The 17,474-nt window shown below is 63.7% G+C and carries 13 protein-coding genes; 2 read left to right on the plus strand and 11 right to left on the minus strand.

All coding sequences use genetic code 11. From position 1 onward, the window contains the following. Positions 1 to 5: 5 nt before the first annotated feature. From F4Y38_13320 to ribB, 4 genes are all read right to left on the minus strand, one after another. Positions 6 to 1,505, minus strand: coding sequence for an FAD-dependent oxidoreductase (locus F4Y38_13320; protein MXY50262.1), 1,500 nt, complete (start codon positions 1,503 to 1,505; stop codon positions 6 to 8). Next, on the minus strand, positions 1,502 to 2,443 hold the full coding sequence (locus F4Y38_13325) for a phytoene/squalene synthase family protein (GenBank protein ID MXY50263.1): 942 nt from the start codon (positions 2,441 to 2,443) through the stop codon (positions 1,502 to 1,504). The genes F4Y38_13320 and F4Y38_13325 overlap by 4 nt, the downstream gene beginning before the upstream one ends. Next, positions 2,431 to 3,369: a squalene synthase HpnC gene (gene hpnC, locus F4Y38_13330; protein ID MXY50264.1), complete on the minus strand. Its 939-nt coding sequence runs from the start codon at positions 3,367 to 3,369 to the stop codon at positions 2,431 to 2,433. Before hpnC ends, F4Y38_13325 begins: the two co-directional genes overlap by 13 nt. Positions 3,370 to 3,574: 205 nt before the next feature. Beyond that, complete coding sequence (ribB, locus tag F4Y38_13335; protein MXY50265.1) at positions 3,575 to 4,222, minus strand: 3,4-dihydroxy-2-butanone-4-phosphate synthase; 648 nt, start codon at positions 4,220 to 4,222, stop codon at positions 3,575 to 3,577. Positions 4,223 to 4,468: 246 nt separating this feature from the next. On the opposite strand from ribB, the gene F4Y38_13340 reads away from it, so the two are divergent. Together F4Y38_13340 and thiL are read left to right on the plus strand one after the other, a co-directional pair. Continuing rightward, a complete protein-coding gene (locus F4Y38_13340) occupies positions 4,469 to 7,246 on the plus strand; it encodes a hypothetical protein (protein MXY50266.1) in 2,778 nt (925 codons plus the stop codon). After that, positions 7,233 to 8,333 (plus strand): thiamine-phosphate kinase, encoded by a 1,101-nt coding sequence (thiL, locus tag F4Y38_13345; protein ID MXY50267.1) that lies wholly within the window; start codon positions 7,233 to 7,235, stop codon positions 8,331 to 8,333. The genes F4Y38_13340 and thiL overlap by 14 nt, the downstream gene beginning before the upstream one ends. A gap of 29 nt (positions 8,334 to 8,362) precedes the next feature. On the opposite strand, the gene F4Y38_13350 is transcribed toward thiL, so the two are convergent. From F4Y38_13350 to F4Y38_13380, 7 genes are all read right to left on the minus strand, one after another. After that, on the minus strand, positions 8,363 to 8,668 hold the full coding sequence (locus F4Y38_13350) for a non-heme iron oxygenase ferredoxin subunit (GenBank protein ID MXY50268.1): 306 nt from the start codon (positions 8,666 to 8,668) through the stop codon (positions 8,363 to 8,365). Between the two features lie 69 nt (positions 8,669 to 8,737). Continuing rightward, positions 8,738 to 10,474: a LysM peptidoglycan-binding domain-containing protein gene (locus tag F4Y38_13355; protein MXY50269.1), complete on the minus strand. Its 1,737-nt coding sequence runs from the start codon at positions 10,472 to 10,474 to the stop codon at positions 8,738 to 8,740. A gap of 134 nt (positions 10,475 to 10,608) precedes the next feature. Further along, positions 10,609 to 11,823, minus strand: coding sequence for a tRNA epoxyqueuosine(34) reductase QueG (gene queG, locus F4Y38_13360; GenBank protein ID MXY50270.1), 1,215 nt, complete (start codon positions 11,821 to 11,823; stop codon positions 10,609 to 10,611). Continuing rightward, on the minus strand, positions 11,789 to 13,468 hold the full coding sequence (rny, locus tag F4Y38_13365) for a ribonuclease Y (GenBank protein MXY50271.1): 1,680 nt from the start codon (positions 13,466 to 13,468) through the stop codon (positions 11,789 to 11,791). The genes queG and rny overlap by 35 nt, the downstream gene beginning before the upstream one ends. A gap of 541 nt (positions 13,469 to 14,009) precedes the next feature. Continuing rightward, positions 14,010 to 15,977, minus strand: coding sequence for a heme lyase CcmF/NrfE family subunit (locus F4Y38_13370; GenBank protein MXY50272.1), 1,968 nt, complete (start codon positions 15,975 to 15,977; stop codon positions 14,010 to 14,012). A 28-nt stretch (positions 15,978 to 16,005) separates the two neighbouring features. Continuing rightward, positions 16,006 to 16,716 (minus strand): ribose-5-phosphate isomerase RpiA, encoded by a 711-nt coding sequence (rpiA, locus tag F4Y38_13375; GenBank protein ID MXY50273.1) that lies wholly within the window; start codon positions 16,714 to 16,716, stop codon positions 16,006 to 16,008. Positions 16,717 to 16,879: 163 nt separating this feature from the next. Then, on the minus strand, positions 16,880 to 17,461 hold the full coding sequence (locus F4Y38_13380) for a hypothetical protein (protein ID MXY50274.1): 582 nt from the start codon (positions 17,459 to 17,461) through the stop codon (positions 16,880 to 16,882). Positions 17,462 to 17,474: the final 13 nt, after the last annotated feature.

Genomic DNA, 17,474 nt, shown 5'->3' on the forward strand with positions numbered 1-17,474 from the left:
AGCGGTCAGAAGCCCCGCAGGCCTGCAACCCACTTCATCAGCCCCTCCGCGGGCAGGTCAGGTTTCAGGATGGGCGTCCGTACGCCCCGGGTCCGCAGCAGGACCTCGGCGGCCTGGTAACCGCTGCGCACGGCGCTTTCCATGGTCGCCGGCCAGCCGGTCTGCACCCAGTCTCCGGCGATGGAGAAATTGGGAAATGGGCTGGATGGACCGGGGCGCAGCGCGTCGCAGCCGGGCCTGGGTGCGAACGTGGCCCGGCCCTCCTTGACGACGATGGCCTTGAGCAGTTTGGCCCGGCGCACGGCGGGCAGGAGGGATTCGAGATCTTCCATGGCCTGATCGATGATGACCTGCCGGGGTGTTTTCATCCAGTCGTCGGATGCGCTGACCACTAGGCCGAGATAGGCGCCGCCGTTATCCGCGGAGAAGGCACCGGCGTGCCGGCTGGACTGGTTGAATATCCACTGTATCCTCCGGCCGATCACCGCGGCGTAGCCCATTTCCGTCACGGGCCGGTCGAACCAGACGTGCACGGCCGTGATGGGCGAGACAGACAGCCCGTCCAGTATCGCGAAGTAGGGATCCGAGGCATGGCCCTGTGGCAGCAGCTTGCGCAGGACGTCGAATGGCAGGGCCGAAAGGTAGGCCCCGGCTTCGACGGACGAACCGTCCTGCAGCGAGATGGAAGCCACCTTGCCGCCGTGTACGGAAATGCCGGTGACGCCCCGGTTGAACACGACGCGGCCGCCCCGCTGCTCGATGTAGTCTATGCAAGGCGCGTAAAGATCTCCCAGCGGAACGGCGGGCAGTCCCACCTCGTATCCGCTGCGATTGAGCAGCATGGCCCGGACGGCCGTACCAATTCCGTAGTCGGCATCGATGTCGACCAGTTCATCGTTGAGCGCGCTGATCAGGAAGGGTTTCCAAAAAGCCTCGACGGCGCGATCCGTTGCCCCGTGGGCCTCGAGCCAGGCGGCCATGGAATCCGGTGAAGGCTCGGTACCGCGTGACGTTGCCGAAGCGGGCGCTGCCGAAACGGACGCCGCTGCCGAGGCGGTCGCCTCTGATGGTTCGCCGCTCCTTCGTAGTCTGGCAACGTGGCGTATCATGCCGGCCACGGTTCGGACGATCGACAGCTTGTCCCGGATGCCCATGGTTTTCAGCCGCAGGAACGATGGAAACAGGTGAAGGGGCGGGGGAAGCGCCGAGGGCCGGATGACCGAGACCCGGCTGGACTCGTCGATGAACGGGATGTCCTCGTGGAATTCGATATGTTTCGCGACACCGAGGCGCGCGTAGAAGTCGAGCAGGTTGACGCAGCATCCCAGGAGCACGTGCTGGCAGTTGTCTACCCGTTCGCCGCTCGACGGATGTATGAAGGAGGTGGCGCGGCCTCCGAGGATCGGACGTCTCTCGTACAACTCGACCTGGAAGCCGGCATCGGCCAGTGCGACCGCGCCGGCCAGTCCGGCCAGCCCTCCTCCGATGACGATGACCTGGCTCATACGCGCTTTCGGATCAGCGCTCGGGCCGTGATGGAGAGTTTCTTCCACGGGGACAGGCCGATGCGCTGGCTATAGACGTCGTACTGGCGGCGGGGGATTTCTTCGAGACACGCCCTGTAGATGCCGATCATCGTCGCCAGGCACGCCCGGCTCGAGGGTTGAACGAGCGGCAGGAGCGGCAGTGCCGCATCGTAATAGCTTCTGGCGCGTTCGACCTGGAAACCCATCAGCCGCCGGAACGGGTCGTTGAAAAGTCCGTCCCGCAGGTTCTCTTCCGGGTACCCGAAGGCGTCGAGGTCCTCCTGCGGCAGGTAGACGCGCCCCATCCCGGCGTCTTCCCGGATGTCTCGGAGTATATTGGTCAGCTGGAAGGCGATGCCGCAGGACTCGGCGTACCGCTCGGCCTCTTCGCCCTCGTATCCGAAGATGCGTATGCACACCAGTCCCACGGCGGAAGCCACGCGGTAGCAGTACTGGTACAGGTCCTCGAAGGTGGCGTAACGGGTCACGATAAGGTCCATTTCCGCGCCGTCGATAATGGCGTCGAAGTACGCCCTGGGGATATCGAATCGCCGCACCGTATCGATGAACGCCGGCAACATGCCGCTGTCAGCCGGTGTTTCGCCGTCTCCGGCCGGCGTGCCGCCGTCTCCGGCTGGCGTGCCGCCATAAGCGCCGTCTCCGTCACAGGCGCCGTCTTCGCCATAGGCGCTATCCAGGATCTCGCGGCAGGCCATAAGCCGGGATTGCCGGTCCGCCGTCCCGGCCTCCCCGGCCTCCTCGTCGACGATATCGTCACAGTAGCGCATGAAGGCGTAGACCGCGCAAATGGCCCGTCTTCTTTCGGCCGGCAGGACGAGGAAGGAATAGTAGAAGTTCTTCGCCCTCGACTTCGCGACCGCGCGGCAGAAATCATAGGAACGTTCTAGCGAATCCATAGTCGTTTCAGTGCGTATTTCAGAAAAAGGCCGGCCTTCCGGGCGGATGACAGGGTGGGGCGGCGGGACAGCACGTCGAAACGCCGTCTTTCGATCTGATCCAGCAGGGCGGAACCGCACCGGTTGAACAGTTCGATGTCCAGCCCGGCCCTCGCGTCCACCATCCCGCACAGCCCGAGTCCCTCGTCGAACAGCTTGCGCGTCCGGTTCACCTGGTACGACATCAGTCCCCTGAATCGCTCGTCGACGACCCCGGCTTCGAGGTCCTCTTCGGTGTATTGGTACCGGTCCAGATCCTCCAAGGGCAGGTAGATCCGGCCCTTTTTCAGGTCTACCCGCACGTCCTGCCAGAAATTGGCCAGTTGGAGCGCGGTGCACGTGGCGTCGGACAGCAACTGGCGTTCCCTGTCCCGGTAGCCGCACAGGTAGAGCACGAGACGGCCCACGGGATTGGCGGAGTAGCGACAGTATTCGAGCACGTCCTCGTAGGTCCTGTAACGCGTCACGACCTGGTCCTGCCGGAACGCGGTCAGCAGGTCACGGAACGGGGCAATCGGTATATCGAACCGGTCGATCGTTTCCCGGAGTGCGATGAATACCGGATGACGGAATTCGTTTTCGTAACAGGCCTGCAATTCGCCGTCCCACCAGTCGAGCAGTTCGAGGGACAGGCCGGTGTCTCCGGTTTCGTCGGCGAGGTCGTCGGACCACCGGCAGTAGGCGTAGACATGGTAGAAGTGCCGCCGGAGCGCGGTGGGCAGAAAGGGGGAAACGACGATGAAATTCTCGTAGTGCCGCCGCGCGAGGCGTCTGCAGTACCTGTGGGCGGACTCCAGGGAAGCGTCCCCGGCGCCGGGCAGCGCGTCGAGCGCGAGATCATTGAACCGAAGTACGGCTTCCGGCAGATAGTCGGGTAACTGGGACATGAATAAGACGCGGAAAGACCGTCTCCGGGCCCGCCTGGAGCGCCAGGATCGCCTGACCCGCGCGGTCCGCCTGGCCTGATTTCCCCCGGTTGAATGCGGGGTGGTCTGTCCGGCCAGGCGTCGGGCTTGACCGCAGGCGGCCGGCGGCAGGATGCCGGTACGTGTACTCCTCGCTCCGGCCGTGTTTCTGCCGGGTTCCGCCGCCTTACCCACCGCTGCAGGCGAATTCCAGTACGAGTTCCTCTTCGAGGCGGTACTCGATGAGGTCCTTGATGGTTGCGATTTTCAGATGATGCTCGTCGGCGATTTCGACCAGCCGGGGAAGACGGGCCATGGAGCCGTCCTCGTCCAGCACCTCGCACAGGACCCCCGCCGGGTAGAGACCGGCCAGTCGCATCAGGTCGACCGTGGCCTCGGTGTGCCCGTCTCGTTCCAGCACGCCGCCGTCGCGTGCCTGCAACGGGAAGAGGTGTCCCGGCCGTTCGAAGTCCTCCGGCGCCGTATCCGGATCCACGAACAAACGGGCGCTTCTTGCCCGGTCATGGGCGGATATGCCGGACGTCACGCCGTTTACGGCATCCACGGATACCGTGAAGGGCGTGTCCGCGGTCGATGTCTTCCCATCGACCATGATGGGTATGTCCAGCTCTGCAAGCCGCTGTTTCGTGGTGGGCAGACAGATCAGCCCCCGTCCGTGCATCGACATGAAGTTGATGATTTCGGGCGTGACCTTTTCGGCGGCCACCATGAAGTCGCCTTCGTTCTCGCGGTTCTCGTCATCGATGACGATCAGCACCCGTCCTGCCCTCACTTCTTCCACGGCCTCTGGTATGGTGCAGAAATGGGATAACATTTCGCTTACCCCCTATTCTAAGGTGTAATTAAACACGAGCGGCGCGGTCTCACAATCGGATTCGCAAGTGATTGGGTTCTCAGGAAAATCGCGCCTTTCGCCGTGTCTTGGTGGAAAGTTAGACATATGCTCATATGGGGATTATATTCATACCAATTATGAAATGCATGAGGTCCCCGTGAGTATTCTGTGAGGAACGTATGAATCACCCGATTTTTCCTTCGAAATCCGCCAAATGAGCCCCGAATGACGCAACAGACCGCCGCCAAAGGCTTCCGCTTCGACGACTTCGTGCTGGACATCCAGAACCGCCAGGTCCGCCGGAAACACGCCGTGCTGCCTTTGAGTTCCAGGTATTTCGACGTACTGGTGCTGCTGGTATCCAACGCGGGGCAGCTTGTGGAGAAGAACCGCATCTTCGACGAAGTCTGGGAAGACGTGATCGTCAGCGATACGGCGCTGACCCAGTGTATCAAGTCGATCCGGAAACAGTTGGAGGATGACGCGTCGAATCCCCGTTACGTCAAGACGGTGCCGAAGCATGGGTACGTCTTCATCGGCGAAGCGGTGGAGATCGTGGACGAACCGTCCCGGCAGGCCGCTAAAGACGAGCCGACCCGTCCGTACAAGTTCCTCGATTACTACACCGAAAACGACCAGGGCCTGTTCTTCGGCCGCGAGGAGGAAATCGAGAACATCTGCTCCCGCATCCTCGCCCGGCGCTCGTTTCTCCTCTACGGCCGTTCCGGCGTCGGCAAGAGTTCGATCCTCCGGGCCGGCGTCATCCCCCGGTTGCAGGACCAGGGCCACCTGACGTGTATCATCCGGAGTTTCACCGATCCACTGCAGCACATGCAGCGGATGGTCCGGCGGCTCGTAACGGGCAACGGAGCGGGCGGCTTCGATCCGGACGGTGCTTCCCTGCAGGAACTGCTGCGACGGAACTGGTCCGGCTCCGCGTCCCGCATCGTCGTCATGCTGGACCAGTTCGAAGAGTTCTTTCTCCTGCTCGATGAGCAGGGCCGGGAGGCGTTCGTCGATGAACTCGGCGTGATCATGGAAGACGATGGGCTGCCCCTGCAGTTCGTATTCGTGATGCGGGAGGATATGCTCGCGGAGATGAGCCGGCTCAAACCGGCGGTCCCGGAGATCTTCCACCATGAATACCGGCTCGGCCGATTGACCTCCGAACAGGCCGCGCAGGCCATCACGGGTCCGGCCTGGCGGGTCGGCTGCCGGTTTGAAGACGCGCTCGTCGACCGCCTGCTGGAGGATCTCTCCGATGAGGACTCGGTCGATCCGCCCCACCTGCAGATCGTGTGCGATACGCTGTACGATCAGCGCAATACGAGAAACCTCATCACGGAATCGGCTTACGACCAGCTTGGCGGCGCTTCGCAGATCCTGGCCGACTATCTCGCCAGGGTCCTTCGCCGGTTTTCGGCGGCCGACCTGTCCGTGGTGCAGCAGGTGCTCCTGGCGCTCATTTCTGCAGAGGAGCGGCTCATCGTCGTGCGGGAGGCCGAACTGGCTACGCGGATCCAGGCCGGCGACCGGTACGACGCCGACGCCCTCGGAACGCTGCTCGGGGAACTGGTCGACGCCCGTATCGTCCGGCGCAGGAACCAGGAAGGGGAAGGGTGGCTGGAACTCGCCCACGAATGCATGATTCCGGAGGTGTCCCGCTGGCTGACCGGCAGCGTTTACGAAGCGAAGCAGGCGCGCAGCCTGCTCGAACGGTCGGTGGAGAACTACCGGACCTACCAGCTCATCATGGACCGCGAAACCCTGGACCTGCTCGCACCCTATTTGGAAGAAATCGGCGTCTCCGGCGATGAAGCGTACCTGCTCTGCATCAGTCTGCTCAACCGGGACCGGCCCGTGCCGTCCTGGCTGGTTGAAAAGGTGCCGGATGCGGTGAACGTGATTCTGGAGGCCATGTACAACGATCGCCGGGAAGTCCGCAAGCGGGCGGTGGAGTCATCCCGGCCCGTGCGTTGCGCGGCGCTGAACAACCGGCTCCGGAACCTCGCGTTGCGGGATCCCATGTTGAGTGTGCGCCGGGCGGCAAGTATCGAGCTGGCGGACTGGTTCGGTTCGGCCGTGGAATCGATACTGACCCGACCCACGGGCAACGAGTCCGTCAGCCGCCTCCAGCGGGCGGTAAGCCTGGCTTTTCTGCGGGAACAGAACCGGTCGGTCAAGCTCTCCCGGCTGTACCGGGTCATGGTGATGGTCGGTTTCGTATTGATGCGCCTGCAACAGGGCGGGATCGACATCATGCAGCAAGGCATCGGCGGTACCTTCGGCGGCGCCGTGTCCGGCCTGTTCGGCGGGCTGCTTCTCGGAACCGCCCTGGCCGCCGCCAGTTCCGGGCTTTCGCCGGAGGCGCTTACGCCCATATTCGTCCTGGCGGGCCTGGGGGTGTTCGGCGGCGCGTTCGGCGGCGCGGGCGTGTCCTTCGGCATGGTCGCGCTGCGGCGCGTATCCGGGAGATACAGCCGGTGGCTCGGCGTACTGGGCGGCGCGCTGGGCGGCGGCATGGTGGGCACCGCGTTCAACCTGTACAGTGCCGATACCCTTCAGACCCTGTTCGGCCGGCAGCCCGCGGGTCTTACCGGCGGTCTCGAGGGCGCTTTCATCGGCGCGGGCGTGGCCCTCGGACCGGTCGTCACGTATTACCTGGCCAGGCGGCCCGGGCAGTGGCGAAGCCTGCTCTACATCGTCTTCGGCGCGCTGGGCGGCATGATCGCCAGTATCGTCCTGACCGTGATGGGCGGCAATATGTTCACGGCCAGCCTGGAGACCCTGCGGCAGTCCTTCGATGCGTCGCAGATTCGGCTTGAAACCATCGCGACGATCTTCGGGGAAGGAGAGTTCGGCCGCACCACCCAGGTCGCCCTGGGCGCGCTGGAGGGGCTGCTCTTCGGTGGGGGCGTTACGGCCGGCATCGAGATCTTCACGCGCTCGAGGGAGCGTGTCGAAGGGCGGTTCGGCAAGGGGATGAACCGTGGACCATCGTAAGGAAGGCACGGGTCTTCCAGGCGAATTCGAGGTGATCCGGCGTATCGGGCACGCGCTGCCCGATACGGACCCGAGTGTCCTTTTGGGGGTCGGCGATGACGCCGCGGCCGTGGCGCCCGCGCCCGGCATGACGACCCTGCTGACGACCGACACCTTCGTTGAAGGCGTGGATTTCGACGTGGCCTTCTCGTCCTGGCGGCAGATCGGATGGAAGTGCATGGCCGCCAATTTCAGCGATATCGCGGCCATGGGCGGCGTGCCCAGGCACGCGCTGACGACGCTCTGCCTTCCGGCCCATCGCGCCATGGAAGACGTGGAAGCGCTGTACCTGGGGTTTCGCGACCTGGCCGGGCACGTTGGCCATCCCGTGTCCATCGTCGGAGGCGATCTGAGTTCGACGGACGGGCCGACCGTCATCTCCATCACGGTGAGCGGTGAAGCCGCGGAGGAACACATCACGCGGCGCAGCGGCGCCCGGGCGGGTGACATCCTGTGCGTGACCGGACTCCTGGGCGCGAGCGAGACCGGCCTCCGCCTGCTTCGTGCGGCACGAGAGCAACCGGCCGCGGAAAATCCGGCAATGGAGGAGACGGCGGCGCAAGGGCGGACGGTACAGCCGGCGTCGAATCAACCAACGGACCGGTTCGAAGGCGTGCTGCGCCGCCACCGCACCCCCGTTCCACGGGTCCGCGAAGGCGTTCTGTTGGCGAACAGTGGGTGGGTCCGTGCCATGATCGACGTGAGCGACGGGCTCAGTTCAGACGTCCTGCACGTGGGTCGCGACAGCGGGGTAGGGTTGAACCTGGATGGGAACGCCCTGCCCATCGCGGAGGAAACCAGGCGGGCCATGGAGGAGCTTCGGCTCGATCCCGTCGGGACCGCCCTGGAAAGCGGTGAGGAATTCGAGCTGCTGTGCGCCGTAGCGCCGGAGGGGGTGGAGCGCCTGGCGGCCGAACTCGCGGAGCGTACCGGAACGCCGCTGACCCCCATTGGCGAATGCGTGACCGCCGCCCGGAGATACACCATTACGGATCACACCGGATCCCGGCCCCTGCGCCCGAAGGGGTACGAACATTTCAGTGGTTGAAGTCAGCGGCTGACGGCAGCGGCTAGCGGCTAGATTTCTATTTCCACGGCTTCTTCGGTCACCCGGACCGGGAAGCAGGTGAGGTTTTCGTAGGCCGGAGGTGACAGGACGTCGCCCGTGGTCACATCGAAAGACGCGCCGTGGAACGGACACCAGAGGTCGGTGCCGTCCAGTTCCCCTTCGCTCAGGGGCGCGCCCATGTGGGGGCAGAAATTGTCGGCGGCATAGTACTTCCCGTCCACGTTGCAGAGGACGATCTCCTTCCCGCTGATCGAGACCATCTTCATCTGGCCCGGACTCAGCTCATCCAGCTCCGCCGCCTTGACGTATCCCATGTGCGCATGCTCCTCTTTCGATTCCGCGTGATCCGGGTCCCGGATTCGTTCGGCCGCCGACACGCGCCGTCAGCCGGGAATGATGATCCGCTGACCGATTTGCAGCCGCCTGGCCTGCACGTCGGGGTTCGCCCGCATTAGGGCCGCGACGGTCACCCTGAAGACCCTGGCGATCCGCGCCAGCGTATCCCCGGACCGGATGTTGTAGGTCACCGCACCGCTTGTTGCCCTTCCGCTTCCGTTTCCCGACAGGCGAAGCACCTGGCCGGGGTGGATGATGTCTCCCCGCAACCCGTTGGCCAGTTTCAGCGCCACGACGGATGTCCCGTAGTACCGGGCGATGCGGGTCAGTGAATCGCCGCGCCGCACGGTGTGTGTAGCGGCATCCTTCGGCGTACCGTAAGAAGCCGTCTGACCGGCCCATAACTGTCCACTGTAGTTCCTTCCGGGTACGCGGAGGAGCTGGCCGACGCGGATCAGGCTGCCCCGGATCCGGTTCATGCTCCGGAGCCTGCTGACCGAAGTCCGGAATCTGCGGGCGATGTGGCCCAGGGTATCACCCCGCCGCACGCGGTACCTGCGTACCTCGGGAGGGGGCTTGAAATTCGACTCCGGAAGCTCGTCGAGACTGCCGAGCAGGGTCGTACCCGCGCCCAGGGGTACGCGCAACGAGAATCCGGTGGGCGGCGTCACGCCGTACCGGATGTCGGTGTTCAGCGCCTTGAGATCGTCCTGCGGCATGGCGAGCAGGTCGGCGACGTGCTGCAGCGCGACCGACTTGTCGATGCGCACCTCTTCGAAGAGGTGGGGATCGTGGGTCTCCGGCCACTCGACGCCGTATTTCTCGGGGTTCTCGATGATATGCAGCACCGCGAGGAACTTAGGTACATAGTTCCGGGTTTCCCTGGGCAGCCGCATTTTCCAGTAATCCCGGTTCCCCGTCCGGTTGATCTCGCGGAGCACCCGGTACTCTCCGCAGTTGTACGCCGCCATGGCGAGAAACCAGTCGTCGAACATGGTGTACAGGTCCCCCAGGTAGGCGAGGGCGGCCGGGGTGGCCTTGATGGGATCGAAGCGGTCGTCTACCCAGCCGGACCGCTGGAGTCCGTACCGCTTTCCCGTGTCGTAGATGAACTGCCACATGCCCGCCGCGGACGCCCACGAGAACGCCCTGGGTTTGAAACCGCTTTCGACGATGGGCAGCCACTGAAGCTCAGCTGGCAGGCCCCGGGCGGCCAGTTCTTCGCGGATCATCGGGGTGTAGCGCCCGGACCGCTGGTACGAGGCCTTGAGTATGTCCAGGCTTCTGCCTTTGAGAAACAGATTGATCTGTTGCGTGACGCGGCGGTTGAGTACCCTGGGGATCGAACCCCGGACTTCGGCGGCGGCGCGGCCCCTGGCCTGGATACGATCCACCAGCGGCCCGAGCTTCCTGAGGAGGTCGGCCTGCGCGGGGGTGGCCGCGTGCTTCTGGTCGTCGCTCAGCAGGACGAGCAGCCCAAGCACTTCGTCGACCGCGGCGCGCGCGGCCGTGGTATCGGATCGTTCCAGCGCCGAGAGGGCCGCGTCATAGCGCAGCCTGGCGTCGGCGAGCAGGCTGGCCGGGTCCCGCATTGCCAGGGAATCGGCCGGGGCGACATGATCGAGGGTAAGATCCGGGTCGGACGGTTCCTCCACTGCGACGGTATTCCCGGCGGTATCCGCCGTCCCGGTCGGGGGCGTGGTGCGCGCGCCCGGTTCAAGGGTCCGGGGGGCCGCGCAACCGACGGCCAGTACAAGGCCTATGAGCGGGAGGTGTCTAATCATATCCGTTTCATCGATTCAGATACCGATATCGCTGCCGGACCTCGATCCACCACCCCGGCAATTGCCTCCAAAGCCATCTGAAATATATGGCCAACCTCCGGGTAGGCAAGGGCTTTTGAAAAAAGAGTGTTTCGTCAGGACGCGTTCTTGACGCGTGATGACTTCGCGCATTCGGCAAGCGCCCGGTCTATTTCCTCGACCACCCACGGATCTTCTTCGGTCTTCCGCGCTTTCTCCAGTTCCGCCAGCGCCCCGGCGCCGCCGACGTTTCCCAGCGCCCAGGCCGCATGGCCCCGGACCAGCGGTTCGTCGTCGCCCAGCGAATCGGCGAGGGCGGGAACCGCCCCGGGGTCCTTCGTGTTGCCCAGGGCTACGGCGGCGTTCCGCAGCAGGCCGCGCCGCTTCGTCCGTTTTACGGGACTGCCCTTGAACCGGTTCCTGAACGCCTCCGGCGTCAACCCCAGCATTTCGATGAGGTCCGGCATTTCGTTCCAGGGACGCGCAGCAAAGGCCGGAAGGCCGGTTTCGGGTGCGCTGCGGTTCCAGGGACAGACATCCTGGCAGTCGTCGCACCCGAACACGCGGTCTCCCATCGCCGCGCGGTACTCCAGGGGAATGGCACCCTTCAATTCAATGGTGTGGTAGGAAATGCAGCGGCGCGAATCGACCACGTAGGGTTCGACGATGGCGTCCGTGGGACAGGCTTCGAGGCACAGGGTGCACGTGCCGCAGTGATCGGCCGTGGGCCCGTCCGGGTCCAGTTCGATGTCGAGGAGGATCTCCCCGATCAACAGCCACGAACCGACGCGCTTGTGGATGAGGTTGGTGTGCTTCCCGAACCACCCCAGGCCGGCGCGGACGGCGAACTCGCGTTCCAGCACGGGCCCCGTGTCCACGTATACCTTCCCTTCCACGGGACGGCCGGCCCTCTCCTGTACGAATCGAAGCAGCGCCAGCAGCTTCTCTTTCATCACGTCATGGTAATCGTCGCCCCGGGCGTACCGGGCGATTTTGCCGCGGGGCGGGGCGGCCTGCATGCCGGAGACGGGATCCGGGTCCGGACAACGGTAGTTCATGGCGACCACGACGAGGGACCGGGCGTTCGGCAGGATATTACGCGGATCCTGGCGTTTCTCGACCTGGCGGTCCAGGTAGGCCATCTCGCCGGCCATGCCCTGCGCGACCCATTCGGCGTAGTAATCCCCGTGGCGGGGTGGATCGGCCGTCGTTATGCCGGCAAGATCGAATCCGAGTGACGCGGCATGCGCCTTGATTTCTTCGGTAAGAGACACGGGAATCCGCTGCGCGGCGTGGTTATCCCGCCGCCTGTCCGCTGGACGCCGGAGCATTACGCCGGTTCCGGTTTCGTCCGTACGACCTTCGACGTCCGCCGTGCTGCTGGTCGTCCCGCTTGTTCGTCATCCTGTGGGCGATCTTCTCCCGGATGACGGTCACCTTGATGTGCCCGGGATAGGTCAGGTCGTTGCGGATCTTCTGGGAGATCTCGGAAGCCAGCGTGTGCGTCCGGTCGTCGTCCACCTGGTCCGGACGGACCATGACCCGGATCTCGCGGCCGGCGTTGATGGCGTAGGCGTCGGCCACCCCGTCGAAGGACCGGGCGAGTTCTTCCAGTTCCACCACCCTGCGGACATAGTCTTCGGGATCGTTCCGGCGGGCGCCGGGCCGGGCGCCGGAAATGGCGTCCGCCGCGGCGACCAGAAAGGTGATCGGCGAGGTGATTTCCTCGTTCTCGTCGTTGTGATGGGCGATGATGGCGTTCTTGACTTCCTCGGGTTCGCCGTACTTTTCCGCGAAGGCCAGGCCGATTTCCGGGTGGGATCCCTCCATCTCGTGGTCCAGGGCCTTGCCGACGTCGTGCAGGAGCCCGCAGCGCCGGGCGAGCAGTTCGTCCAGGCCGATCTCGGTGGCCATCATGCCGGTGAGGAACGCCACCTCCTTCGAGTGATCCAGGGCGTTCTGCCCGTAACTGGAACGGAACCGCAGCCGGCCGACCAGTTTCATCATCTCGGGGTGCATCGATTTCAGTTTGAGCTCGTTGACGGCCTGCTGGCCTTCCGAAAGCAGGCGGTTGTCGATCTGTTCCCGCGCCCGCCCGATAATCTCCTCGATGCGGCTCTGGGTGATCTTCCCGTTGGATACGAGATCCGCCATGGCCGTCCGGGCGATTTCCCGGCGAATGGGATCGAAACAGGAGATGACCACGGCTTCGGGTGTGTCGTCCACCATCACCTTGACTTCGCTGGCCGCCTCGAAAGTTCGGATATTTCGGCCGTCCTTTCCGATGATACGGGCTTTTATCTGATCGTTGGGCAGGGGGACCACCGCGACGCTGGTCTGCGTGGACTGATCCACCGCGCACCGGCTGATCGCCAGCGTAACGATCTTTCTCGCTTCCCGGTTTGCATTGGTCTGGGCGGTTTTGAGAATGTCCCGCACCTGGTGCTCGGCTTCCTGCTTCACGTCGCGGATGAGTTCGCCGTGGAGCTGCTGCTTGGCTTCCTCTGAGGTCAGCCGGGCCAGGGACTCCAGCCGGTTGCGGTATTCCGAAGCCGATTCCTTCAGGCGGACTTCCTGCGCGTTCAGCCTCTCTTCCGTCTTCTCCAGTTCGTCTTCCCTCAGGCCGGTCTGATCTTCGCGGTCCTTCAGGTTGTCATACCGCTGCTCGCACTCCTTCTCCCGGTCCATCATATCCTGCTCCTGGCTCACGAGGGCGGACTGCCTTCTGTTGATTTCCTCCTCCTGGGCTTCCCGCGCGTCGTGCCATTTTCGTTTCTCCTCCAGCATCTCCGCACGGCGCTGCACTTCCATTTCCTTGAAAAGGCGCTGGGCGCGCTTCTGGGCCTTCTCCTCCATTTCGCCGGCTTTGCTGCGCCGCCAGAGCATGCCGATGACCAGCCCGACGAGACCGGAAAACACGGTCAGCGCGGCCAGGGGCAGCAATAACCCGTTCAGGTTTTCCAATGGGAATTCCATACAACACCCCCTGCGATAGAGCAGCTTATCCCTTTAGCGGCATCGAGCGCAGTAGCGTCGAGCGCGGTGGCGTCGAGCCGTGGCGTCGAGCCCGGGATTAATGTCGATAAGCTGGCCGCCGGACCGGGTGGTGACCGGATCGGCTTTCGCCGGCAGGGGCGTTTTGCTTACGGGTGAGGAAGGGATGGCACCCGTATCTTTGGAACCGTTCCGCCGAAGGGGCGATTATGCGCGTATTCCCGACGATCTATCGTCAAGCGTTTGCAATGATTTCCGCTTAAGAAAGTTCCTTCGCCTTCCGGCGCCGGGAAAGTGCGTGCATAATTCAGCAAAGTAAAATCCGAAGTTGAACTGATTCTGATTCCACCTGTTCGCCAGGAACGGTGTCGGTCATGCGTTTTGCTTGTGAAATCCGTGTTCCGATGCGCCCGTTCTTCCTCCCGAGCGCCCCCATCCTGCTTATCGAATTACCCAATCTGGTCTTACAATAAGTAGCTACCGGTGCATCATCCGGATAGTCGTGCTTCAATCTGCGACGCGGCTATGCGGGCCGCTCGCGTGTGCCTGGTTTTCTTCCGAATCGATCCGGCAGGAACAGGATGATCGTCCCCAGCATGAGCAGCGCCGTACCGATCCATACCCAGTTTACCAATGGATTAATGTAGACCTTAAATGTAGCTACGTCAAGCGTTTCGTTCAGTTCCGCCAGGACCACGTACAGGTCCTCATTCACCGTCGACCAGATGGAAACTTCCGAAGTCACCTGGTCCTGTATGGGGTAGAGACGCTTCTCCGGAGCCATCATCACGACGGGCTCGCCGTCCACGGAAAGGCGTAGCATGCCGGCGTAGGACACGTACTCGCCCATGTTGGTCTCGGTGAGGGAATCGAAGTCCAGCGTGTAGTTCTTGATCTGGAAGGACTCGCCCTCCCGGACGGCGAAATTCTCCTCCCGGTCGAACGCCTTTCCCGTGAAGCCCACGAAGAGGAGCACGATGGCGATGTGGACGACGTAACCGCCGTACCGGCGTTTATAGCTCATGACCAGGCGGTAGAACGCCGCGGGCCAGGATTCTTCGTTCGTCGACCGGCGCGCGCGGGCACCGCGGTAGAATTCCAGGCCGATGGCGCCGACCACGAAGGCGCACATGCTGAAGGAAAGCACGGCGTAGACGTGCCGGATGCCGAAGGCGAGCAGGATGGCGGCCGCGGCGAGGAAGCAGGCTATGGGTATGGAGAAATGCCGCTTCAGGCTCTGCACGGACGTCTTTCGCCAGGCGAAGAGCGGACCCGCGCCCGTGAGGAAGAGCAGGAAAATGCCCAGGGGCACGTTGATCTGGTTGAAGTACGGCGCGCTTACCGTGATCTTCTCCCCGCTGACCGCCTCGGAAAGCACGGGGAATATGGTGCCCCACAGGATGGCGAAGCACACGCCGACGAGGGCCAGGTTGTTCAGCAGGAAGCTGCTTTCCCGCGAAACGAAGGAGTCGAGTTCGCTGCGGGCCTTCAGGGCGTTGCGGCGGCTGATCAGGAGTCCGAAGGACAACACCATCGAGACGATGACGAAACCCAGGAACATGGGGCCGATGCCCGAAGTGGTGAAGGAATGGACCGATGAGACGACCCCGCTCCGCGTAAGAAAGGTGCCGAAGTAGACCAGGCCAAAGGTCAGGATGATCAGGATGAAGTTCCAGATCTTCAGCATGCCCTTCTTCTCCTGGATCATCACGGAATGGAGAAAGGCCGTGATGGTCAGCCAGGGCATGAGCGCCGCGTTCTCCACCGGGTCCCAGGCCCAGTAACCGCCCCACCCCAGCTCGACGTAGGCCCACCGGCCGCCCAGCATCAGGCCGAAACCGAGGAAGAACCAGGCGTAGAGGGTCCATCTGCGGATCGTCCGGATCCACGTGTCGCCCAGTTCCCCCGTGATCAACGCGGCTATGGCGAAGGCGAAGGGGACCACGGTCCCCACGTAGCCCTGGTAGAGGATGGGCGGGTGGATGATCATGAGCGGCATCTGCAGCACCGGGTTCAGGCCGCGGCCCTCGGCGGGCACGAAGGGAAGCAGCTCGAAGGGATCGGCCATGAAGATGAGCAGGGCGATGAAGAACAGGACCACCGACATCATCACCGCATGGACGTAGGGGATCAGCGTCTGGTTCCGGTCCCGGTTCGTCAGGTGCACCACCAGCGCGAACAGGGCCAGGGTCCATACCCACAGGAGCAGGGAGCCCTTCTGCCCGGCCCACATAGCGGTGACGCGGTAGAACTCGGGCAGGGTGCTGCTGGTGTAGGAGGCGACGTACTCCACCTGGAAGTTGCCCGTGTACAGGTGGTATATCAGCACGATGGACGACAGGGTCAGCAGGCCGAAGGTGGCGAGGACGCCGTGGGCCCCGCTGGCGATCATCTGCGGGTTCCGCGCCCGGGCGCCGACCACGCTGGTCACGCCGCCGTAGGCCGCTGCCATGAAAGCGAGCAGGAGGCTGAAGTATCCGATATCGTTCATTTATTCACTCAGATGGGTTCGCGCGGTATCAGGTTCTTCTTTCCACCTCGATCCGGCCCTCACCGGTTATCCTCCCGACGAGGACCTCGGTCGCCAGTCCGACGAAGAGGCCGTTTTCCAGGATGCCGGGTATGTTGTTGAGCGTGCGCTCCATCTCACCGGGGTCGTCGATCCCGTCGAAACGGGCGTCCACCACCATGTTCCCCTGGTCCGTGATGACCGGTCCGTCCTTGTGTACCGCCATCCGCAGCACGGGTTCTCCGCCCAGGGCTTCCACCGCCCGCATGACGGGACGGACGGCCATGGGCAGGACTTCCAGCGGCACGGGGCTTTTCGTGCCCAGCCGCTGGACCAGTTTCGATTCGTCCACGATGACGATGAACCGTTCGGCCATGCCGTCCACGATCTTCTCGCGCAGGTGGGCGGCGCCCCGGCCCTTGATCAGGTTCATCGCGGGATCTACCTCGTCCGCGCCGTCCACGGCGATGTCGACTCGGTCCACGTCGTCCAGCGTGCCCGCCGGGATGCCGTTCCCGCGGGCCAGCACCGACGCGTCGAAGGACGTGGGGATGCCGATGATGTCCAGTTGCTCCTCCCGCACGCGGCGCCCCAGTTCCTCGATCATGAACTCCGCCGTCGATCCGGTGCCCAGTCCGACCACGTCGCCCTGGCCGACCATAAGGGCGGCCTCGACGCCAACCGTTTTCTTCATGTCTCGGGTCAGGTCTTCGGATGGCATGTACTGGTTTCCGGGTCTCGATCCGGCTATTTGACAGCGTCCAAAGATAAGCCGGATCACCCGTTCAAGTCAACTGATTCCGGTTCCTGAAAGCGCATGAATCTGAAAGTGTGCACGGATGGCTGAAAGGGATGGGCCGGTATGTCGTGAGAAGGCCCGCACTTTAACGGGAACTGCGGCGGAAGGTCATCTGGTTTCCGCTGGGGAAGAAGATAGTCAGGAGATCTTCTTCTATCGTGATGGTGCAGGGCTCGGCGGGCGCGTCTTCGGCGTCTGCCGGCCTCACCCTCATCGAAAGCTCGCTGGCCTCGAAACCGTCGACGGCGTGGCCGCCGGAGAGGTTGTACAGGTGGCGGAAGGTCAGCTTGTCCCCGTCCAGTGTGTAGGTGCCGCCCTCGCCGGAACCTCTCCGGGGGCCCTCGTCGGTCACGATGAAGAAGAGAACCGACCAGTCCTTTTCGGTGAAGCTGATCAGGCCGGTCACCTCGTGGACCGGTCCGGATTTGAGCCGGTACGATTCCGGTTTCCAGGCGCCCCGGATATCGAGCGACCCGGTCGCGGACTGCGGGCTGACGGCCGCGGACGTTGCGTCTGTGCTCGGGCCCGTCGAATGCGGAATACCGGCCGCGGCGTCGATCGTACTCGCGGCGGCTCCCGGAACGACCGCCTCTGGAACGGTGGCACCCATCATGATGGCGCCCGGTACCAGGAACAAGGTCAGGACAACAGGTATTTTCCAGCGCATGGTTTACCTCACG

Source organism: Gemmatimonadota bacterium (assembly GCA_009838645.1).
In the GTDB taxonomy this organism is placed as follows: Bacteria; JAAXHH01; JAAXHH01; order JAAXHH01; family JAAXHH01; genus JAAXHH01.

What these genes read in the sequence shown, in the direction of transcription:
- F4Y38_13320 (MXY50262.1), bottom strand. Translation starts at nt 1,505, where the DNA reads ATGAGCCAGGTCATCGTCATCGGAGGAGGGCTGGCCGGACTGGCCGGC.
- F4Y38_13325 (MXY50263.1), bottom strand. Translation starts at nt 2,443, where the DNA reads ATGGATTCGCTAGAACGTTCCTATGATTTCTGCCGCGCGGTCGCGAAG.
- hpnC (MXY50264.1), bottom strand. Translation starts at nt 3,369, where the DNA reads ATGTCCCAGTTACCCGACTATCTGCCGGAAGCCGTACTTCGGTTCAAT.
- ribB (MXY50265.1), bottom strand. Translation starts at nt 4,222, where the DNA reads ATGTTATCCCATTTCTGCACCATACCAGAGGCCGTGGAAGAAGTGAGG.
- F4Y38_13340 (MXY50266.1), top strand. Translation starts at nt 4,469, where the DNA reads ATGACGCAACAGACCGCCGCCAAAGGCTTCCGCTTCGACGACTTCGTG.
- F4Y38_13350 (MXY50268.1), bottom strand. Translation starts at nt 8,668, where the DNA reads ATGGGATACGTCAAGGCGGCGGAGCTGGATGAGCTGAGTCCGGGCCAG.
- F4Y38_13355 (MXY50269.1), bottom strand. Translation starts at nt 10,474, where the DNA reads ATGATTAGACACCTCCCGCTCATAGGCCTTGTACTGGCCGTCGGTTGC.
- queG (MXY50270.1), bottom strand. Translation starts at nt 11,823, where the DNA reads ATGCTCCGGCGTCCAGCGGACAGGCGGCGGGATAACCACGCCGCGCAG.
- rny (MXY50271.1), bottom strand. Translation starts at nt 13,468, where the DNA reads ATGGAATTCCCATTGGAAAACCTGAACGGGTTATTGCTGCCCCTGGCC.
- F4Y38_13370 (MXY50272.1), bottom strand. Translation starts at nt 15,977, where the DNA reads ATGAACGATATCGGATACTTCAGCCTCCTGCTCGCTTTCATGGCAGCG.
- rpiA (MXY50273.1), bottom strand. Translation starts at nt 16,716, where the DNA reads ATGCCATCCGAAGACCTGACCCGAGACATGAAGAAAACGGTTGGCGTC.
- F4Y38_13380 (MXY50274.1), bottom strand. Translation starts at nt 17,461, where the DNA reads ATGCGCTGGAAAATACCTGTTGTCCTGACCTTGTTCCTGGTACCGGGC.